Source organism: Tatumella morbirosei (assembly GCF_000757425.2).
Classification (GTDB): domain Bacteria; phylum Pseudomonadota; class Gammaproteobacteria; order Enterobacterales; family Enterobacteriaceae; genus Tatumella; species Tatumella morbirosei.
Genome location: NZ_JPKR02000003.1, coordinates 1,508,443 through 1,528,657, shown reverse-complemented (window position 1 = coordinate 1,528,657; position 20,215 = coordinate 1,508,443). Strand labels below are relative to the sequence as shown.

At 49.9% G+C, this 20,215-nt stretch carries 21 protein-coding genes; 7 read left to right on the top strand and 14 right to left on the bottom strand.

Features of this window, described 5'->3' with window-relative positions; genetic code table 11:
* Positions 1–4: 4 nt before the first annotated feature.
* The 9 genes from emrA to HA49_RS09880 form a co-directional block, all read right to left on the bottom strand.
* Complete coding sequence (gene emrA, locus HA49_RS09920; RefSeq protein ID WP_038022873.1) at positions 5–1,183, bottom strand: multidrug efflux MFS transporter periplasmic adaptor subunit EmrA; 1,179 nt, start codon at positions 1,181–1,183, stop codon at positions 5–7.
* 150 nt (positions 1,184–1,333) lie between these two features.
* Entirely contained in the window at positions 1,334–1,843 is a 510-nt protein-coding gene (gene mprA / locus HA49_RS09915) for a transcriptional repressor MprA (RefSeq protein WP_038022872.1), read from the bottom strand.
* Between the two features lie 396 nt (positions 1,844–2,239).
* Positions 2,240–3,238, bottom strand: coding sequence for a glycine betaine/L-proline ABC transporter substrate-binding protein ProX (gene proX, locus HA49_RS09910; protein ID WP_038022870.1), 999 nt, complete (start codon positions 3,236–3,238; stop codon positions 2,240–2,242).
* 51 nt (positions 3,239–3,289) lie between these two features.
* A complete protein-coding gene (gene proW, locus HA49_RS09905; protein WP_038022868.1) occupies positions 3,290–4,480 on the bottom strand; it encodes a glycine betaine/L-proline ABC transporter permease ProW in 1,191 nt (396 codons plus the stop codon).
* A complete protein-coding gene (gene proV / locus HA49_RS09900; RefSeq protein WP_038022866.1) occupies positions 4,480–5,673 on the bottom strand; it encodes a glycine betaine/L-proline ABC transporter ATP-binding protein ProV in 1,194 nt (397 codons plus the stop codon). The genes proW and proV overlap by 1 nt, the downstream gene beginning before the upstream one ends.
* Positions 5,674–6,055: 382 nt before the next feature.
* Positions 6,056–7,018, bottom strand: a complete 963-nt coding sequence (nrdF, locus tag HA49_RS09895) for a class 1b ribonucleoside-diphosphate reductase subunit beta (RefSeq protein WP_038022864.1) — start codon at positions 7,016–7,018, stop codon at positions 6,056–6,058.
* 16 nt (positions 7,019–7,034) lie between these two features.
* On the bottom strand, positions 7,035–9,173 hold the full coding sequence (gene nrdE / locus HA49_RS09890) for a class 1b ribonucleoside-diphosphate reductase subunit alpha (protein WP_072055925.1): 2,139 nt from the start codon (positions 9,171–9,173) through the stop codon (positions 7,035–7,037).
* Positions 9,149–9,556, bottom strand: coding sequence for a class Ib ribonucleoside-diphosphate reductase assembly flavoprotein NrdI (gene nrdI, locus HA49_RS09885; RefSeq protein WP_038022862.1), 408 nt, complete (start codon positions 9,554–9,556; stop codon positions 9,149–9,151). The genes nrdE and nrdI overlap by 25 nt, the downstream gene beginning before the upstream one ends.
* A gap of 515 nt (positions 9,557–10,071) precedes the next feature.
* On the bottom strand, positions 10,072–10,386 hold the full coding sequence (locus HA49_RS09880) for an ElaB/YgaM/YqjD family protein (protein ID WP_038022860.1): 315 nt from the start codon (positions 10,384–10,386) through the stop codon (positions 10,072–10,074).
* Positions 10,387–10,536: 150 nt separating this feature from the next.
* Here HA49_RS09880 and HA49_RS09875 point away from each other — a divergent pair, with 150 nt between their 5' ends.
* A complete protein-coding gene (locus HA49_RS09875) occupies positions 10,537–10,872 on the top strand; it encodes a DUF2002 family protein (RefSeq protein ID WP_038022858.1) in 336 nt (111 codons plus the stop codon).
* 51 nt (positions 10,873–10,923) lie between these two features.
* On the opposite strand, the gene speG is transcribed toward HA49_RS09875, so the two are convergent.
* Positions 10,924–11,472 (bottom strand): spermidine N1-acetyltransferase, encoded by a 549-nt coding sequence (speG, locus tag HA49_RS09870; protein ID WP_038022857.1) that lies wholly within the window; start codon positions 11,470–11,472, stop codon positions 10,924–10,926.
* A 184-nt stretch (positions 11,473–11,656) separates the two neighbouring features.
* Between speG and puuE the strand changes: the two genes are divergently transcribed.
* The gene (puuE, locus tag HA49_RS09865; protein ID WP_038022855.1) at positions 11,657–12,607 is read left to right on the top strand and encodes an allantoinase PuuE; all 951 of its coding nucleotides are present in this window, start codon (positions 11,657–11,659) and stop codon (positions 12,605–12,607) included.
* A gap of 48 nt (positions 12,608–12,655) precedes the next feature.
* Here puuE and hpxZ read toward each other — a convergent pair whose 3' ends face one another.
* From hpxZ to HA49_RS09845, 4 genes are read right to left on the bottom strand one after another with little or no spacing between them, the layout of a single operon-like run.
* Entirely contained in the window at positions 12,656–13,039 is a 384-nt protein-coding gene (hpxZ, locus tag HA49_RS09860; RefSeq protein WP_038022853.1) for an oxalurate catabolism protein HpxZ, read from the bottom strand.
* Complete coding sequence (locus HA49_RS09855; RefSeq protein ID WP_038022851.1) at positions 13,036–14,436, bottom strand: AtzE family amidohydrolase; 1,401 nt, start codon at positions 14,434–14,436, stop codon at positions 13,036–13,038. The genes hpxZ and HA49_RS09855 overlap by 4 nt, the downstream gene beginning before the upstream one ends.
* Positions 14,433–14,618: an oxalurate catabolism protein HpxX gene (gene hpxX, locus HA49_RS09850; protein WP_038022849.1), complete on the bottom strand. Its 186-nt coding sequence runs from the start codon at positions 14,616–14,618 to the stop codon at positions 14,433–14,435. Before hpxX ends, HA49_RS09855 begins: the two co-directional genes overlap by 4 nt.
* 12 nt (positions 14,619–14,630) lie before the next feature.
* Positions 14,631–16,217, bottom strand: coding sequence for a gamma-glutamyltransferase family protein (locus HA49_RS09845; RefSeq protein WP_038022848.1), 1,587 nt, complete (start codon positions 16,215–16,217; stop codon positions 14,631–14,633).
* 139 nt (positions 16,218–16,356) lie between these two features.
* Between HA49_RS09845 and HA49_RS09840 the strand changes: the two genes are divergently transcribed.
* The 5 genes from HA49_RS09840 to HA49_RS09820 all read left to right on the top strand — a co-directional run bounded on the left by HA49_RS09840 (position 16,357) and on the right by HA49_RS09820 (position 20,210).
* Positions 16,357–17,196: a MurR/RpiR family transcriptional regulator gene (locus HA49_RS09840; RefSeq protein WP_038022847.1), complete on the top strand. Its 840-nt coding sequence runs from the start codon at positions 16,357–16,359 to the stop codon at positions 17,194–17,196.
* Positions 17,197–17,382: 186 nt separating this feature from the next.
* Positions 17,383–18,168 (top strand): transporter substrate-binding domain-containing protein, encoded by a 786-nt coding sequence (locus tag HA49_RS09835; RefSeq protein WP_038022845.1) that lies wholly within the window; start codon positions 17,383–17,385, stop codon positions 18,166–18,168.
* 8 nt (positions 18,169–18,176) lie between these two features.
* Positions 18,177–18,845, top strand: coding sequence for an amino acid ABC transporter permease (locus HA49_RS09830; RefSeq protein ID WP_038022844.1), 669 nt, complete (start codon positions 18,177–18,179; stop codon positions 18,843–18,845).
* Positions 18,842–19,498, top strand: coding sequence for an amino acid ABC transporter permease (locus HA49_RS09825; RefSeq protein WP_038022841.1), 657 nt, complete (start codon positions 18,842–18,844; stop codon positions 19,496–19,498). The genes HA49_RS09830 and HA49_RS09825 overlap by 4 nt, the downstream gene beginning before the upstream one ends.
* Complete coding sequence (locus HA49_RS09820) at positions 19,479–20,210, top strand: amino acid ABC transporter ATP-binding protein (RefSeq protein ID WP_038022839.1); 732 nt, start codon at positions 19,479–19,481, stop codon at positions 20,208–20,210. The genes HA49_RS09825 and HA49_RS09820 overlap by 20 nt, the downstream gene beginning before the upstream one ends.
* Positions 20,211–20,215: the final 5 nt, after the last annotated feature.

The window sequence follows — 20,215 nt, the reverse complement described above, 5'->3', positions numbered from 1 at the left end:
GACATCAGCCGGCATTTGCCTTGATGATGTCAGAGATCATCTTATTCACCTGGCCTAATTGCAGTTCCAGCGCATTACTTTCATAAGCCGGTGTACTCCGTACTGAACTGGCGAGTACCTTTCCGTCTTTATTTGCAGTATCAACAGTGACCAACGTTGATAAGCCGATACGCAGCGGATGCTTCGCGAGATCCTGTGGGTCGATGTCAACGCGAACCGGTAAGCGTTGGACCACTTTAATCCAGTTACCGGTTGCATTCTGAGCTGGCAGCAGAGAGAAGGCGCTGCCGGTCCCCATATCCAGACCAACTACCCTGCCGTGGTAAACGACATCATCGCCATAGATGTCAGAAACAATGGTTGCCGGTTGGCCAATGCGAACATCGGCAAGTTGTGTTTCTTTAAAGTTAGCATCCACCCACAATTGTTTATCAGGCACAATGGCCATCAAAGAGCTGGAAGAGGTAATCTGTGACCCCACCTGGACACTACGCTGGGAAACATAACCGTCCACCGGGCTACGAATATCGGTACGTTGTAAGGCGAGCCAGGCATCACGGACGGCGGTAGCACTTTGTTGTACTGCGGGCTGATTTTCCAGGGTGGTATTCAGTAAGATTGCCTGGTTTGCATTATATTGTTGAGTCGCTACGTCGAGATCTGCCTGAGCACTGGTCACAGCATCACGGGCATGTTGCAGGTCTTCACGACCAATCAACTGTGATTTACCGAGAGGGATACGCCGTTGTAAATCTGCCTGAGCCTGTGACAGCGCAACTTTTTTCAGGGTAATGTTAGCCTGATACTGTTTGCTGTTGATCATTTCCTGGCGAGTTTGACGGACACTGGTGGCGAGTGCAGTTTCTGCTTTGTCTAAAGCCTGCTGAGCATCGGTTTTATCCAGTGATACCAGAATGTCACCTTTTTTGACATAGTCGGTATCATCAAACCAGACTCGGGTAACGCTGCCGGAAACCTGCGGCATAATGACCACCTGGTTGCCAGCAACATAAGCGTCATCAGTATCCTGATAATGGCTCAGCACCAGAAACCAATAGGCAAAATAGCCAATAGCAACAATCAGGCAAATAATAGCCAACAGAATCAGCAAAGTTTTGCGCTTTTTCTTTTTATTCTGGGGCCGCGGGGCTCCGGATTGCAGAGTTTCCTCACCTGCACTCATAAAATTTTCCACCTGTCATTGGTATGGGGAACAGCAAATTAGGCCCGGTAATGCCAGTGTTTTTTCGCTGGCAAAGGTGCTGAAGCATAACCAAATCTTAATCACGATCTTTAGCACTTGATGACATATTACCGTCGCGTGACTAAATGATTATGCTTTGCTGTCCATTTCATCAAGGCGGCCAAGAAGTTTGCGGGTAATATTTTCGAGTTGTTGCTGTTCTTCGGTGGAAAGTACTTCCCAAAGATGCTTCAGACTCTGATGCTGGGGTGGCATAACCTCACACAGAAATTCATAACCCTGTTCTGTCAGGTGCAGATGCAGACAGCGGCGATCATTACTGCTTTCGCGGCGTTCTATCCAGCCACGTTTCTCAAGTTCGTCTGCAATACGTGTCGCATTTGTCCTGGAAGAGCCTAACGCGGAACTGAGCTCGGATGGCTGAATACTCTGATCTTTACGGGCATCCAGAGTGACGAGCGCCGTAAACAAGGTGTCATTAATGCCGCGTTCTTTCAGAATCTTGTTGCGATTTTCAAGCAGTTTCCCCTGGATATGCATGCATAACCGGGTCAACAGCATTTCCCGCAACGGGTAGTTTGTGTGGCGCTGAACCAGAACATGCAACATTTCTTCAATCGGAGTAAATGAACTTTCCACGTGAATACCTCACAGAAATTATTATTAGGATTTTAATGTCAGACTTAGTCAGATGCTGGCACTTTCCCGCAAAGTGGTCGCCTCGGTTTGTTACCTGTGAAGGGACAGTTCTGCGTCGGGGCAGAGATTCAACACCAGGTAATAGTCACTGCTGGGAAAGTCACCTGACTAAAACTATATCTCGCTAACGATATCAGAGCGCTTGTCATGTTAATAGTCTGTAAGAGACTTTTTGTTGAGGCAAACATGATAAAACAGCATGAGGGGAGCAGGATTCTTAACGGTTAACAGGTGTAAAAACAGAAACAGAAGGACAGGAAATAACCGATAATAAAGGGGAGGTTGGCGCGATAAAAAAAGGACAGCACTGGCTGTCCTAAGATGATTTCCTGAAGATCAGGATTTGGCGGCGGCTAAAGCATCCTGAATCCAGTGATTAAATTCAGCCTGATGGGCATGAATCCAGCCGTCGACCTGACGGTTGACATCTGCGTCACTGTTTTGTCCGGCATTCATTGCAGCATTCTGTGCATTGATATCAGCCAGCGGAAGTTTCATTTCAGCAAACAGTTTTGCAGCGGCAGGGTTCTTCTCTGCCCATGCTTTGTTGGCAACGATATGCATGGTGTTTACAGGGAAACCATAGTTGGCACCGTTCGGTAGTTTGGTATCGACATTTTTCTGTGCACCAGGCAGAGAAGAGAAGGGAACCTGTAACCAGACAACATCACGACCCGGTTTTAGTACATCACTGACCCAGTAAGGAGTCCAGGTGTAATAAAGGATAGGTTTACCCTGTTTGTAGCGGGCAATAGTGTCAGCCATCATCGCTGAATAGTTACCCTGATTATGCTGAACGGTGTTTGATAATCCGTAGGCCTGAATCTGATGATTAATCACCGCTTCACAGCCCCAACCCGGCGTACAGCCGGTCAGGTCCGCTTTGCCATCACCATTAGTATCAAATAGTTTGGCCAGTTTCGGATCTTTAAGCTGAGCAATATCAGTAATGTGGTATTTTTCGGCGGTTTTCTTGTCGATCAGATACCCCTGCGCTGCGCCGCTGACATAGGTTCCTTCACGATAAAACACTTTATCTCCACCGGCGGCCTTGTACATATCGTCATGCAGAGGCTGCCAGTTTACGGCAGTAAAAGTCGCGTCACCCGCAGCAATAGAGGTGTAGCCTACGTTGTAGTCCACTTCATCCGGGGTATCCACAGTGTACCCTAGCTTTTCTAAGGCACGACTCACCAGCAGAGTCTGGAAAGTTTCTCCGCTGATGGTGCTTTGAACTGGCTTGACGGTGATCCCTTTGCCTGGCAGGTCGGCGGCATAGCTTTGCCCGGCAAGCAGTAAGGTCATTGCTGTGGCTGTGACGATTAACTTACGCATGATGATTCCTCTTCTCGGTGAGATGTCCGCACCTGGCGGACATCTCTGTTATTATTTGGCGGGTGAATTTTTAACAAACGGTCGCAGGATCAGTCCCACGGGTCCTGTCAGGTACCAGTGGCGCTGGGCGCGGCTGCGGCTGTCTGCTCCGACGGACTGTGTCAGTCGGTCAAGAATAATGGCCAGGATCACAATACCGACACCACCCACGGTTGCCAGACCCATATCAAGTCGACCAATACCGCGTAACACCATTTGGCCCAGACCTCCAACGGCTATCATCGATGCAATGACCACCATGGAAAGCGAAAGCATCAGTGTCTGGTTGACACCTGCCATAATGGTTGGCATGGCTAATGGCAGCTGTACTTTAAACAACATCTGGCGGGGACTGGCACCGAACGATTCGCTGGCTTCGATCAAATCTGCCGGTACCTGCTTGATACCCAAAATGGTCAGTCGGATAACCGGTGGCAGGGCGAAGATAATGGTGACCACAACACCCGGGACGTTTCCGATACCAAACAACATGACAATCGGTACCAGATAAACAAAGGCAGGCGTTGTCTGCATGGCATCGAGTAACGGACGAATAATTTTTGCCGCACGATCACTGCGTGCCAGCCAGATGCCGACAGGCAAGCCAATGACTACACAGAACAACAACGATGTTAATACCAGTGACAAAGTCACCATAGCATCTGACCACGCACCGATAGCACCGATCACAATCAGAGACAGCAGTGTCGCAACACCCATGCCGATATTAGTCATCTGCCAGGCAATCAGCGTGAAAATCAGTATCGCCACCGGTGAAGGCAATACTGTCAGCAGATGCTGGAAAGTACTCAGAATAAAATCGACAGGGACACGAATCCCCTGAAATACCGGACGGAAATTGCCTACCACCCAGTCAATGGCATGGGTCACCCAGCTGTCTAACGGAATTAATGTCTTATGGAACGGATCCATAATATTAAAATGTTCATGCGTCACCGGAGCAGGCGCATTCAGCCAATCGTTGGATGAAGCTGCTGCGTCATGGCCGCCACTACCGGTGCTGCCACCGGCAGAACCCCAGGCATCTGAAGAGCTGCTATCCGCAGTACTGCCTGCAGAAGGCGATGATGAAGTGGGTGTTGACCAGGGGTCACTGCTGCTACTGCTGGTACTGTCAGCCGCATGAGCAGTGCTGGTCTGAGCTGAAGTATCACTCCATGGATTATTATCTGGCTTGCTCATTATTGATTCCCCTCGCGATCCAGCGCCCGTAACAGACTGCTTTTTGAAATAATGCCGACATACTGGTTGTTTTCATCAGTGACTGGCACTGCACAGGGTGCCGCCGCCACATGTGAAAATATTTCATTTAGCGGTGTTGCGGCAGGTATTGGCAGTGGCGCCTCAAGAAAAGCACTTTCCAACGTGCCACCGGAAGCCAGGGCCTGTTGTAATGAATCACCGGAAACGATACCGGCAAACTTCTGCTTATCCAGTACATAGCCGAATTCCCGATCCTGATCGCGGAGTAATTGCAGTGCAGTACGCGGACCGAATCCTGGCGCTTTACGCATCAGTGTATTGGCACCCCGACGGGCAATATCTTTAGCGCTAAACACCTGGCTGATATCGACACCCCGGAAAAAGGTCTTCACATAATCATTGGCAGGATTATTGAGTATTTCATCTGGCGTCCCAACCTGAACCACTTCCCCGTTTTGCATAATCGCAATCCGGTCTCCGATACGCATTGCTTCATCAAGGTCATGAGATATAAAAACAATAGTACGCTGCTGACGGGTCTGTAATTTAATTAATTCATCCTGCATTTCAGTACGAATTAACGGGTCAAGTGCTGAGAAGGCTTCATCCATTAACAGAATATCCGGGTTAATGGCTAATGCTCTGGCAAGACCCACACGCTGACGCATACCACCGGATAATTCATCCGGCCATGAGTGAGCATATTTTTCCAGCCCGACCTGGCGCAGAGATTCCAGCGCTTTTTCCTCCCGTTCCTGCAATGGAATACCCGCCAATTCCATACCGAAAGCCGCATTATTTAATACCGTCATATGTGGCATTAATGCAAAAGACTGGAACACCATACTGATTTTATTACGGCGTATTTCCCGTAGCTGTGTGTCAGGAATTTTAGCGATATCCAGACCGTCAATAAGCACCTGGCCACGGGTAGGTTCGATCAGACGATTGAGAAGGCGAACCATGGTAGATTTTCCGGAGCCGGATAAACCCATGATCACAAAAATCTCGCCTTCTTCAATGGCCAGACTGGCATCTTTGACGCCAACAGACAGTCCTGTTTTATCCAGAATCTGCTCTTTACTTAGCCCCTGGTCCAGATATTTAAATGCTTTACCCGGATGGTCACCAAAAATTTTATATAGATTTTTTACTTCAAGTTTAATTGCCATTCAGTCGTATTGTCCTGAGTTATATTTATTTTTTCATGGGGTTATAGTGTCCGGAAGGTAATGTACATATATAACCGTACCATACTGAGATTATCTGACAACCCTTGATTTTGCTAATTTGCGGGCGACGAAGCAGAATATTTCCGGTGATACCAGTGATATCAGGGGATTCGGGAGGGTGAGATACGGTCAGGGGTATTTACGGCTTCAGGTAAACTGATTGTTAATAATAATCTGCGGTACTGTTTTTAACCTGATGAAATAGCATTGTAAATATTTATTGATGTCGGCAGGAATTTCGGCGTTTTGCGAGGTGGGTTATTCGACGTGCAACAAAGGTTTTCGAGGAAAATACCGGAGAAACCCTCTCCGGTATTTTTGGTCAGAAATTCCAGTCGTCATCTTCAGTCACAGCCAGATTTCCTATGACGTAGGATGAACCAGATCCTGAAAAGAAATCATGATTTTCATCTGAATTTGGCGATAATGACGTGAGTATTTCAGCACTGACATTACATTCGCTGGCAGGAAATAATGCCTCATAACCCAGATTCATTAAGGCCTTATTTGCGTTGTATCGCAGGAACATTTTTACCTCATCAACCCATGGGGTCCCAGCATATAATTCTTCGCTGTATGTCAGTTCATTGAGATATAATTTTTGTAATAATTGCCGTGCATACTGCTCTAATTCATCCTGTATTTGTGTCGGCAATTGGTGTAATTGTTGCTGAAATTTATAGCCAATATAATAACCATGTACAGCTTCATCGCGAATTATTAACCGGATCAAATCGGCAGTGTTGGTCAGTTGTCCCCGACTGGACAGATGCATGGGCAACCAGAAGCCAGAATAGAACAAAAATGATTCAAGAAATACGCTGGCTATTTTCTTTTTTAGCGCATTGTCCGCAGCATAGTGCTGCAGGATGATGGTCGCCTTATGTTGCAGAGTCTGGTTATGTTCACTCCAGCGATAAGCATCATCGACATCTGCGGACTGGCAGAGTGTAGAAAATATTGAGCTGTAGGAGCGGGCGTGAACGGCTTCCATAAAGCAGATATTGGAAAAGACCGCCTCTTCATGAGGCGTGGTTGCATCTGCCATCATTGCCACAGCCCCGACGTTATTTTGAACAGTATCCAGTAATGTCAGACCGGTAAATACCCGCAGGGTCAGGGTCTGAATCGCAGGACTCAGGGTCTGCCAGCTTACCCTATCGTTAGATAAGGGGATTTTTTCCGGCAACCAGAAATTACTGGTTAAACGATTCCAGACTTCCAGGTCTTTTTCGTCCTGAAGACGGTTCCAGTTAATGGCCTGAACCTGATTGATTTTCTGCATAATATTTTCTCCTGGTTTACAGGGCACAGGCGACACAGCCTTGCAGCTCAGTGCCCTTCAGCGCGGCCTGGCGCAGACGGATGTAATACAGGGTCTTGATCCCTTTCTTCCAGGCATAAATCTGCGCCTTATTAATATCGCGAGTCGTCACCTCTGCGTTGAAAAACAGAGTCAGCGATAATCCCTGATCAACATGCTGTGTGGCTTCAGCATAAGTATCAATAATCGCCTGCGGGCCTAACTGATAAGCATCGGCGTAGTAGGCCTGATTATCATTGGTCAGATAAGGAGCAGGGTAGTAGACCCGGCCGAGTTTCCCTTCTTTACGAATTTCTATCTTCGCCGCTATCGGATGAATACTCGACGTGGCATGGTTGATGTAGGAAATTGAGCCGGTCGGTGGTACCGCCTGTAAATTGCTGTGATATAAGCCATGAGCCATGACCTGCTGGCGTAACTGTTGCCAGTCATCCACGGAAGGCAATGTTATCCCGGCATTTTGAAACAGCTCTGCGGCACGGGCAGTGGCGGGTAGCCATGGCTGCGAGGTGTATTTATCGAAAAACTTTCCGCTGGCATAAGCCGATTGTTCAAACCCGACAAAGCGTTGTTGACGTTCTCTGGCTATCTCACAGGAGGTTTTTAACGCGTAATAAGCGATGCAACAGAAATAGATGTTCGTGAAATCCAGCGCTTCCGGGGATCCGTACATAATGTGTTCCCGTGCCAGATAACCGTGCAGGTTCATCTGCCCCAAGCCGATGGCATGAGAGGCCCTGTTCCCTGCCGCGACAGAAGGAACGGAATTCATTTCACTCATGTCAGATACGGCGGTCAGTGCCCGGATCGCTACATTCACGGTACGTTCAGGCTGACCGGCATCCATAACTTTGGCGATATTCAGAGAACCCAGATTACAGGAGATGTCTTTTCCTACATGGCGATAGCTCAGGTCTTCGCGGAATTCACTGGCTTGGTTAACCTGCAAAATTTCTGAACACAAGTTGCTCATATTGATTCTGCCGGCCAAAGGGTTCTGACGGTTGACGGTATCTTCAAACATCAGATAGGGATATCCCGATTCGAACTGGATGGCGGCCAGCGTCTGGAACAGGCCGCGGGCGGAAATCCATGTTTTTTGAATACGATCATCCGCGACAAATTCGTCGTAGCGATCATTGATACTGATATCTGCAAACGCGCTACCGCAGACACGTTCTACGTCATAGGGTGAAAACAACGCCATCGACTGATTTTCTCTGGCGAGACGGAAAGTAATATCCGGCAGGACCACACCCAAAGATAAGGTTTTGATGCGGATTTTTTCATCCGCATTTTCCCGTTTGGTATCAAGAAAATGCAAAATATCCGGATGATGAGCATGCAGCCAGACTGCACCGGCTCCCTGGCGCGCACCGAGTTGGTTGGCATAGGAAAAGGCATCTTCCAGCATTTTCATCACCGGGATCACCCCGGATGACTGGCGGGCAATTTTTTTAATTGGAGCACCTTGTTCACGCAGGTTGCTCAGACAGAATGCCACGCCTCCTCCACGGCGGGAAAGTTGCAGGGCCGAGTTTACCGCCCGGCCGATTGATTCCATATTGTCTTCAATGCGTAACAGGAAGCAGGAAACAAACTCTCCTCGCTGTTGTTTCCCACAGTTAAGGAAGGTGGGGGTAGCAGGCTGGAAACGCCCGTGCAGAATATCGTTCAGGATATCCACCGCCAGAGTCTGATCACCCCGGGCCAGGGTGAGTGCCACCATACAACAGCGCTGGCTAAAATTTTCCAGATACTGACTGCCATCGAAAGTCTTCAGCGCATAGCTTTGATAAAACTTTAAAGCTCCGAGAAAAGTGGTAAAACGATGTCCGGCTTCCTCTGCCTGCTGGTGGAGTCCGGTAACAAAACTGAAGGGATATTGATTAAAAACATCAGCTTCATAATATCCTTCATCCACCAGATAGCGCAGCCTCCCGGCAATCCCGGAGAACTTAACCGTGCGTGAGGCAACAAAGTCCCGGATGTAGAGCTCGGCAGCCTGCAGGTCCTTTTCAAAAGGGATATTTCCCTGTCCGTCGTACAGATTAAGCATGGCATTCAGGGCATGAAAATCTTCGGCAGGGCTTAGCATTGTATGTGTTGTTGCCATAATTTCTCTACTCCGCAGCGGACGTTAATGAGATCTTCGGGGGTGCCCATCAGTTCTACGTTGCCTATACAGGGTACACCGCATTTTTGGGCGATAATTTTGCCGGCCAGACAGTAACCGGAGCCGAAATTACGATTGCCGGTACCAATGACACCGTAGAGATATTCCCGATAGCGGGGGCTATTCAAAAAGTGGATCACCTGGCGAGGTACACTCCCCCGTAGTTCTCCACCACCATAGCTTGGTACCACCAGCAGAAAGGGCTGTGTGACTTCAAAGGAGGCCGGTGCATCCAGCGGGATGCGTTTCGCTTCTAATCCCAGGCGGGTGACGAACCGGTGCGTGTTTTCTGAACGGCTGGAAAAGTAAATGAGTGGAAACATGTGCCTTTATCTCCGTAGCTCTGACTGTCACTGAAAACGTCTATATCATTAAATGAAAATGACATTAATTCTAATTCGCATTACTGTTCATGGCTTCAAAAAAACCTGTAATGGTAAAATTACAGATAGCCAGGTCTTAACGCCGTGTTGGAAAGATACTATATCTGGATTATGTTAATATCAACACGCACTATATGTGGTGTTTCGCAGGGTGGGTTGTCGACCTGTCGGGAAGGTGCATAAACAATGGCCTGGCGGCAAAAAAATTCATGGATTTTCTTTGCCGGCGGAATGGATTTTTATTCTCCCGACATTCATCCTGAATGGTAACGTTGTGGCGTTTTGCATCTTTTGGGATATCACGTGTGCCCGGATAAATGACAGGGAGCAGATGAGGCCAGCGAAAAGACTCAAAACATAAAGGACGCAATTCAGCGTCCTTTAGAGATAACCACCGCCATGTTTGGGTGGCAGTGAAAATTGACCTGACAGTAAGTCAGTCAATCGGTGTTAACTTAGCGCCGTGCTAACAACAGACCAAATACGACACCCAGTGCGGCCCCGATACCTGCAGCTGGCAGAGGATTGTCGCGGACCCAGCTATCGGCACTACAGCCGGACTGGTAAAATTTATCTTTAAGTGTTTCCTGGCCTTCATTCAGTGAAGCACGTGCCTTCTTCAACAATTTCTCGGCATTTTTTTGTGCTTCCTCGAGTCCGCCTTTTGCATCATCGCTATAGGACTTCAGCAAAGCCTCCAGGCTGTCTGCCAGTTCACTCACTTCCAGTTCGCTCTGATCAATCTGTGATTTTTCTACTTGAGTAGCCATTTTTTTCTCCGGTTTTATCAGCACAGGTTAATAATTATAGACGGGCTGCTGCAGATTGCTGGCAGTTAGAGAAGATTCCGAATGATCCGGGCTACAGGATACTGCACCTGCGCTAAAGTAACATGGCATAAAAGTATAAGGGGATTAACTATGTATTTACGTCCGGATGAAGTGGCTCGTGTATTGGAAAATGCCGGGTTTGAAATGGATATAGTCACACCAAAAGCCTACGGTTATCGTCGGGGTGATAGCTATGTCTATGTGAACCGTGAAGCGCGACTGGGGAGAACAGCTCTGGTGATTCATCCGACCTTAAAAGAAAAAAGTCATACTTTTGCTGAGCCAGCCTCAGAGATAAAAACCTCGGATCACTACAAAGAATTTCCGCTCTATCTGGCGGAAGATTCAAATGAACATTATGGTATTCCACACGGATTTAGTTCCAGAATGGCACTGGAACGCTATATCCGTGGAGTATTTGGCTGAAGTAAACGGCAAACCGCCGAGCAGGGGCCTCTGCGGTTTGCCGGAACCCGTTTACTGGGCGGTTGGCCCCAGCATCGGTGAACGTTCGGTCTTATATTTTTCAAGAAACTGATGTTGAAAAATACACATCCGGATGGTATTGCGATACTCACCGTTAATAAAAAATTCGTGTTTGAGCACACCTTCTGTTTCGAAACCCAGTTTGGTGTAAATATGAATGGCTTTTTCGTTTTCCTGATCCACTATCAGATACAACTTATATAAATTGAGTACCGAAAATCCGTATTCCATCGCCAGTTTGGCGGCCTGACTGGCCAGCCCCTTTCCCTGATGCAGCGGATCGATAATGATCTGAAATTCAGCCCGTCGGTGGACATGATTAATTTCTACCAGCTCAACCAGACCTGCATTCTCACCTTCGTGTTCGACGACAAAACGACGTTCCGTCTGATCATGAATGTGCTTATTGTAGAGATCAGATAGTTCGACAAAAGCTTCATAAGGTTCTTCAAACCAATAGCGCATTACACTGGCATTATTGTCCAACTGGTGAACAAAATGCAGGTCTTCCCGCTCCAGCGGGCGAAGTTTTATGGTCATTGCCTGTTCCTTTATTGGCCAGTAAAGCAGCTGTTTCATGGTTTATCTGATGATAGCTGCGGTAGCAGACGACAGACTAAATCTACTATAACCCGCAGTAAAAATCTCTGGCACAGAGCTTGCATTAAGCAGTTTAACGTTAACAGAGGAGGAGGGTACTCCTCTGGATCAGGAGAAAGCAGTAATGCCAAAAAGTAATCTACAACACTATGGACTGACGGATGATTATCCGCGTGATTTGATTGGTTATGCCGGTAAACCTCCGGCGGCGGGCTGGCCCGGGGGCGCCAGAGTGGCAGTACAGTTTGTCCTGAATTATGAAGAGGGTGCAGAGAATCATATCTGGCACGGGGATGCCGGATCTGAGCAATTTTTATCGGATATCGTCGGCGCAGCCAGTTTTCCGGCACAGCATATGTCGATGGATTCAATGTACGAATATGGTTCGCGGGCTGGGTTCTGGCGAATCCATGGGGAGTTTGTTAAACGTGGCTTGCCACTGACCGTGTTTGGTGTCGCGATGGCACTGGCCCGCAATCCTGAAATAGTCACGGCGATCAAGGCAGCAAACTACGATGTGGTCAGTCATGGCTGGCGCTGGATTCACTATCAGGATATGCCGCCGGAACAAGAACGCCGGCATATGAAGCAGGCCATTGAAGTCCTCACGGAATTGTTCGGCAAGCCCCCTACGGGCTGGTACACCGGACGTGACAGCCCGAATACCCGACAGTTGCTGGTAGAAGAGGGCGGATTTCAGTATGACAGCGATAATTATGGTGATGATCTGCCATTCTGGACACCGGTGACCTGCGCTTCCGGGGAAACCCGCCAGCATCTGGTCATCCCTTATACCCTTGAGTGTAATGATATGCGCTTTGCTACACCTCAAGGCTTCAATACCGCGGACCACTTTTTTAGCTATCTGCGTGACAGCTTCGATGTATTGTATGCAGAGGGAGAAACCGCGCCGAAAATGATGTCTGTGGGGATGCATTGCCGGATTCTGGGAAGGCCTGGCCGCTTCCGGGCGTTACAGCGTTTCCTTGATCATATCAGCCAGTATCCTGATGTCTGGGTATGTACCCGTCAGCAAATTGCCGACCACTGGATAAAGACGCATCCTGCCTCCTGATTCCCCGGGATGTATCAACATGGCCCCCGGCGGACCGGGGACCATCCTTTATGACATCAGACTGACCTGCGCGGCAACAATTCGCCAGCCTTCGGGGAAACGAACCCAGCTTTGTTGCTGACGACCGATTTTGTCGGTATTGGCACGGGTAAACTCGGTACTGCATACGGCAAAATCATTACCGTAGGTGGTGATAACGGTATTGCGTAGTGTCCGATCCAACCCCTTCGATGGGCGGGCAGCGCGAAAAGCTTGGATCTGTTCAATACCGTAAAGGTTTTCTCCGGCACCGAGGCGTACGGTAAATGAACTGTGCCAGAAAAGCTCATCCAGCACGTCAATATTATTCCCGGTCAGCGCTTTTTCGTAGCGGTAGAACTGGGTGGTAACCTCTTCTAAGACATCCGGTGCATTGATAACTGGCGTAGTCATTCAGCATTATTCCTGAGGGTAAAAGGTGGCAGAGTTATCTGTTGCTGTTCCAGGATTCGGGCGGCTTGCAGGGCGTGAGCTTCCTTAAACGGCGCCGCAATAATCTGTACTCCGACGGAAAGACCGTTAGCCGCCGGTAGAGGAACGGTACACACCGGCAATCCTAAGAAGGAAACTGGCTGCGTCAGCATTCCCATACTGGCACGTACCGGCAACTGTTGCTGATTAATCAGCATTGTTTCCTGATTAATCACGGTCGCGCTGCAGGGGGTCGCCGGGGCCAACAGAATATCCACGTCATTAAACACCGGCAGCACCTGCTGGCTGAAATGGCGACGGAATCGCTGAGCCTGAACATACCAGCTGCCAGGCAGCATGGCACCCGCCAGCAATCTTTCACGCGAGTGAACTTCAAACAGTTCGGGATGTTGACGTAATGCCGGCAGATACTGATTACCCCCCTCACTGGCACTGATAATAAACGCGGCAGAGCGAGCCAGGGCAGCGTCTTCCCACACGATCTCATCGCCAGCATTCAGCGCCTTTGCGACGACAGCTACCGCCTGGCGGGCTTCATCATCACACCATTGTGAAAAATAGCCGCCCAGTACACCCACCCGGAGTGGTCCTGCAGGTGAGGTAGGTGAGAGAACCGGTTCTGCCGCACGCGGTGACTGGAACGCATCGTTCGGATCCAGGCCCTGCAGGCAGTCATACACCAGTGCCAGGTCTTCAACATTTCGGGCAAAAGGGCCGATATGGTCCAGGCTGGCCACAAAAGGGTGAGATCCCTGGCGAGACAGTCGACCGTAGGTCGGTTTCAGACCAAATACCCCACATAATGCCGATGGCACACGGATAGAGCCATTGGTATCGGTGCCAAGTGAAAAGGGGATCAACCCTGCTGCGACGGCCGCCGCTGACCCTCCTGAGGATCCTCCGGCAATACGCTCAAAATCACGCGGATTATGGCAGGGGCCATAATGGCTGTTTTCTGTGGTAAACCCGTAAGCGTAAGCATCCATATTCAGCATGCCGGAAAGCAGTGCGCCCGACTGGCTAAGGCGCTTCACCGCATAAGCATCTTCCGTCGCCGGAGTTCTTCCGGCAAATAGCCGTGCGCCAGCGACAGTTGAATATCCTTTGACATCAAACAGATTCTTCACTGCATAAGGAATACCACTCAATGGGCCGCCGTGGTTTCCCTGCTGCTGTTGTTTATCCACCTGGTCGGCTTCCTGCAACATGCGTTCACTGGTGACCTCCGTCCAGGCATTAATTTGTGGGTTATATTCGGCGATTGATTGCAGGGTATGGCTGGCAATTTCACGGGCGCTGACTTCACCACGCAACCGTGCCTGCTGTAATGCACTGATCGTCATTTCATTCAGATTCATAACCGGTAGACCCCTGCGATTTCCAGACGATCATCCAGCGGATAGTCCATCAGAGGTTGTGCCATACCGGCAATCCGGGTTATCTGTACCAGCAATTCCGCTCGTCTCTCCTCGTTCAGTTCGAGGTCTAAAATTTTTTCCATATGCGCCAGATATTCTGACCATTCGACGGGTTGTGTCATTAAGTGTTCTCCTCAGAAACCTGCTGCACTGCCGTTGCTGCGTGGATCATACGCACCTTCGAGCATGCCATTGCTGTGCCGTACGATAGCTCCGGCATGGCCGACGGCTTCGCTATAATCGTCAAGAATTTCGACATCGTGTCCCATGTCCCGCAGAGCCGCGACCACGTTCTCACTGAAACGGCCTTCAAGTTTGAGGGATTCTGATGATTGTCCCCAGGTGCGGCCGAGTAACCAGCGCGGTGCCGAGATTGCCTGCTGTAAAGGAATGTTTTGCTGAATATGGCGGGTAAACAGAGTGGCCTGAGTTTGTGGCTGACCATCGCCGCCCATCGAACCATAGACCATTACACGGCCATCATTCAGGCGTGCTGCCGCCGGGTTCAGCGTGTGGAACGGTTGTTTGCCGGGCGCGAGGGTCAACAACTGATCGGGTTTCAGGGTAAAAGAGGCTCCCCGGTTCTGCCAGATAAGCCCGGTTTCAGGAATGACCACTCCGCTGCCGAATTCATGATACAGACTTTGAATAAATGACACGGCCATGCCCTGGCTGTCTATGACACCCATCCACACGGTATCACCGGGATTCCGCTGGCCTTCTGTCGGAGCGGCTTGGGTGAGATCAATGCGGGCGGTCAGTTGATCGAGTGTGGCAGTATTCAGCAAGCTTTGCGCGTCAATGGTCATTTCACGCGGGTCGGTAAGGTATTTATCCCGCAGGCTGAAAGCCTGTTTGGTCGCTTCAACAATCCGGTGGATACTCCCGACTTCATCTGCTGCCGGCATATCCAGTCGATCGGTGATGCCGGCAATAGCCAGCGAAACCAGCCCCTGGGTAGGTGGCGTCAGATTATACAGCGTACCTGTACTGTGTTGCAGTTCCAGGGGGGATCGGCGGCGGGCACGATGTTGCTGTAAATCTTTCAGCGTAACCGGCATGCCCAGTTCAGCCATTCCCCGGGCAATTTTTTCGGCCAGCGGACCACGATAAAAACTGTCAAGCCCCTGGTCAGCAAGCGTATTCAGTGTTGAGGCCAGCGCAGTTTGTTTAAACCTGCTGCCGGCCTGTGGTACCTGACCGCCCGGAAGATAGGTGTCGGCAAACCCGGGCTGGTGTTGCAATTCGCCGAGTTTGGCTGAACTGGCGGCGGCCTGTGACTGCGACACCGGAATGCCGTCGGTTGCGTAGCGGATTGCATCCCCCAGTAAGTCTCCGACAGAGGCGGGCGGGAAACCCAGTTCTTCAGAAATGGTCAGTGCTTCCTGCCAGCCACTGACGGTACCGGCAACGGTCAGTGAGGCTTTCGGACCCCGATAAGGGATGCTGTTCATGCCGGCGTAAAATTCAACCGACGCCAGGCTACCTGCTGCACCACTGGCATCGACAGCCAGTGGTTGTCCTTCCGGTGGGACTATCAGCCAAAAACTGTCGCCCCCCAGGCCATTCATATGCGGATATACCACCGCGATAGTTGCCGCTGCCGCGACCATTGCTTCAATGGCGTTACCGCCACGGCGTAACACTGCCAGAGCACTTTCGCTGGCCAGATGGTGGGGCGTGACGGCCATACCATTAGGAGCCATATTGCTTTGATTCATGAGTTCCTCAATACAGGACTTGCTGAGATACCCCTTTCCTAGCAATTTTTGTTCCGCTTTGCTGAATTTTCGGTGGGCGCGCATCACTATGGATCGAATTGTGCTAGCTTTTGTTGTAACAAACGTTGCAGGAATGATGATGAAACAACTTGATCAACGGCTGGAAAGCCATTACGCCCGGTTATCTCCGCGGGAAAAACGGGTTGCTGATTTTGTTTTTGATCACTTCGATGATTTGATCAGTTACAACAGTGCCGAGCTGGCCCGACTGAGCGGAGTTTCAAAAGCTACCGTCAGCCGGTTATTCAAACGGCTGGGCTATGAAAAATATAAAGATATGCATGATGAACTGCGGACATTACGCCAGTCAGGGATGCCTCTGACGGATAATCGTGATGCCGTTCAGGGAAATACGTTACTCGCCCGGCATTATAAGCAGGAAATGGCAAATCTGACCAGTTGGACGAATGCGATTGATGCTCAGAAATTTACCGAAATTATTCAGTCACTTAGCAAGTCAAGGCGGGTCGTCATTATCGGCTTGCGTAACTCCTATCCTGTCGCGATGCACTTACGTCTGCAACTGATGCAGGTGAGAAGCCAGGTCTCATTATTGCCCTCACCGGGGCAAACATTGTCGGAAGAACTGGCTGATCTCAGTCACGAAGATGTGGTGGTGGTGGTGGGATTCCGTCGGCGCCCATCGATTATCCGGCGGGTACTCGAACAGCTGCAACGTCAGTCTGTTCCGACAGTGCTGTTGAGTGAGCCACAGGTGCCGGTTTTGCAAGGCCTGGCACGCTGGCAACTGGCCGCCCCTCTGGAAAGCGTTTCTGCATTTGACAGTTACAGTGCGGCAATGAGCCTGGTCAATCTGCTGTCAAATGCCTTACTACATGAAATGTTGACTGAAGGGCGACAGCGGATTCATCAGATTGCCGATTTGTACCTGCAGTTGGACGAGCTGGAGAGACGTTAATGGGGCGCCGTTATGGTGCATTGCATTGTTTTTGTGCGAAGCGCTGCAATCAAAAAAGACCGGTAACTCAAACTTTCGCTAAACCATACTGGTTTTAAATAATTTTTTTTCTCCGTGCTTCTGGCACATTAGTTGCAAACATCAATTCATAAGAATCTTTTGTTTCAATTGTGGCCAGAGGAAAATATGAAAAAGTTGATGATGGTATTTGCGGGAGTGGCTCTACTGGCGGCTCAAACCAGCATGGCCCTTGCTGACCAATGGCAGGATATTCAGAAAAGAGGTGTCATTCGTATTGCGGTGCCACAGGATTTTGCACCCTTTGGATCTGTTGGCACCGATCTCCAGCCGCAAGGTTATGATATTGACATGGCCAGATACCTGGCAAAGGAGATGAAACTAAAGTTACAGATGGTGCCGGTAAGCAGTGCTAACCGTGTGGCTTATCTGCAGACTGACAAAGTTGATTTGGTGATTTCCAGCCTGGGGAAAAATGCTGAACGTGAAAAAGTGATCGATTTCAGCAACGCCTACGCGCCTTTCTTCCTGGGGGTTTTCGGTCCTAAAGGTCAGACGCTAAAAGATGTGTCAGCCCTGAGTGGCAAAACCGTCGGGGTAACCCGTGGTGCGGTGGAAGATATGGTACTGACCGGTATCGCCCCGAAAGATGTCACTATTCAGCGTTATGAAGACAACAATACCACACTGTCGGCCTACCTTTCTGGTCAGGTTCAGTATGTCGCTACCGGTAATCTGGTGGTTGCGGCTATCGCCCGTCAGCATCCTTCTGATGCCCCCGTCGCTCAGTTTATGCTCAAAGACTCTCCCTGCTATATCGGCCTGAGAAAAGACGAACCGGCGCTGAAACAGGAAGTCAATACCCTGATAGCCCGTGGAATCAAAGATGGCACCTTAAATCAGATGTCAGAAAAATGGATGAAAGCACCGCTACCGGCTGATTTAGGGAAATAAGGGCCGCTATGACCGAGCATCTTAATTTCCCGGCGCTCTGGCCGTATCGGCAGGAACTGCTTTCGGGACTATGGGTGACCATCCAGTTAAGTTTTCTGGCTACCGTGGGCGGGATTGCGCTGGGGATTTTCGGTGCGGCTTTACGCAGCGGAAAGCTGACCGTGTTCAGTCGCCTGTGGGCCGGATATGTCGCGATTATCCGAAATACTCCGTTTATGGTGCAGTTATTTTTTATTGTCTTTGGACTGCCAAATGTGGGTATCAGGCTGACGGCAGGGGAAGCCGCGCTACTGACGATGATTATTAATCTGGGGGCCTACAGTACCGAGATTATTCGGGCCGGGATTCAGGTGACACCGAAAGGACAGTGGGAAGCATGCCGGGTGTTAGGGTTTACCCGGTTACAGACTTTCACCCGGGTCATTTTACCCCCGGCGTTACAGCGCATTTACCCTTCACTGGTTGGGCAATGCATTATTGTGATGCTGGGATCCTCGGTAGTGTCTCAGGTGTCATATCAGGAGCTGACTTTTCAAAGCAGCCTGATTCAGTCACGGACCTTTCTGAGCTTTGAGGTTTACCTGGTGACGACGGCAATTTATTTGCTGCTTTCCATTGGGATGCGTCAGTTGCTGTTAATGGCCGGACGCCGGTGGTTGGGGGTAACTTCAGTATGATGACGTTTTCGGACTGGGATATTATCCGCAACTTATTACTCGCAGGACGCTGGACGGTGCTGTTGTCTTTAGTGGCGTTTATCGGAGGCACCCTGACAACCATCCCGTTACTGTTATTTCGGATGAGCCGTTACCGTAGCCTGCAGTTGCTGGTGCGTGGCTACTGCGGGTTATTTCAGGGGACACCCTTACTGATGCAGCTGTTTCTGGCATTTTTCGGTGTAGCGCTGTTCGGCATTGATGTTTCTCCCTGGACAGCTGCTTCACTGGCGCTGACTCTGTATACCAGTGCGTATTTACTTGATATCTGGTATGGCAGCATTCGGGCGCTACCCAAAGGCCAATGGGAAGCCTGCCGCTGTATTGGGCTGAGTTTTGGACAGACGCTGTTGCATGTGATTATTCCGCAGGCTCTGCGAATCGCTATTGCGCCGACAGTGGGCTTCGCCGTTCAGGTGATCAAAGGCACCGCGCTGGCCTCGGTGATCGGCTTTGTCGAGATAATGAAAGCTGGCACCATGCTAACCAATGTCACCTTTGAGCCGTTTAAAGTTTTTGCGCTGGTGGCGCTGGGTTACTTTATTTTGTGTTATCCGCTGTCCCGTTACAGCCAATACCTGGAGAAGAAATTCGATGCCTCTCATCACCATTAATCAGATGCAAAAGTATTACGGTGATAACCATGTGCTGAAAGGTATCGATCTGGATATCGATGCCGGAGAAGTGGTTTCCATTATTGGCCGGAGTGGTTCCGGGAAAAGTACTCTGCTGCGTTGCATCAACGGACTGGAAAGTTACCAGGAAGGGAGCATCAAGCTGGGAGGGATGACCATCACCAGCCAGGACAGCCAGGCGAAAACCATCAGTCAGTCTGTGGGGATGGTGTTTCAGAGTTTTAATCTGTTCCCGCATATGACGGCTCTGGAGAATGTGATGCTGGCACCACGTCTGGTGTTGAAGAAATCTAAAGCCGAAAGTCAGGAACTGGCCACCAGGATGCTGGAGAAGGTCGGTTTGGGTGAACGTATTCATTATTCACCCGCCAGTCTGTCCGGAGGTCAGCAACAGCGTGTCGCCATCGCCAGGGCACTGGCGATGAACCCCAAAGTGCTGTTATGTGATGAAATTACCTCTGCGCTTGACCCGGAGCTGGTGGGTGAAGTTTTACGCGTGCTGGAACAATTAGCGGCTGATGGTATGACACTCATTCTGGTCACTCATGAGATGAATTTCGCCAGAAATGTCGGGGACCGGGTCGTGTTTATGCACCAGGGAAAAGTCTGGGAGCAGGGTGACAGTAAAACGCTGTTTGCTCAGCCAGCCACGGCCGAACTGAAGCAATTTATCTCGTCGGTTCATTTGTAACCTCA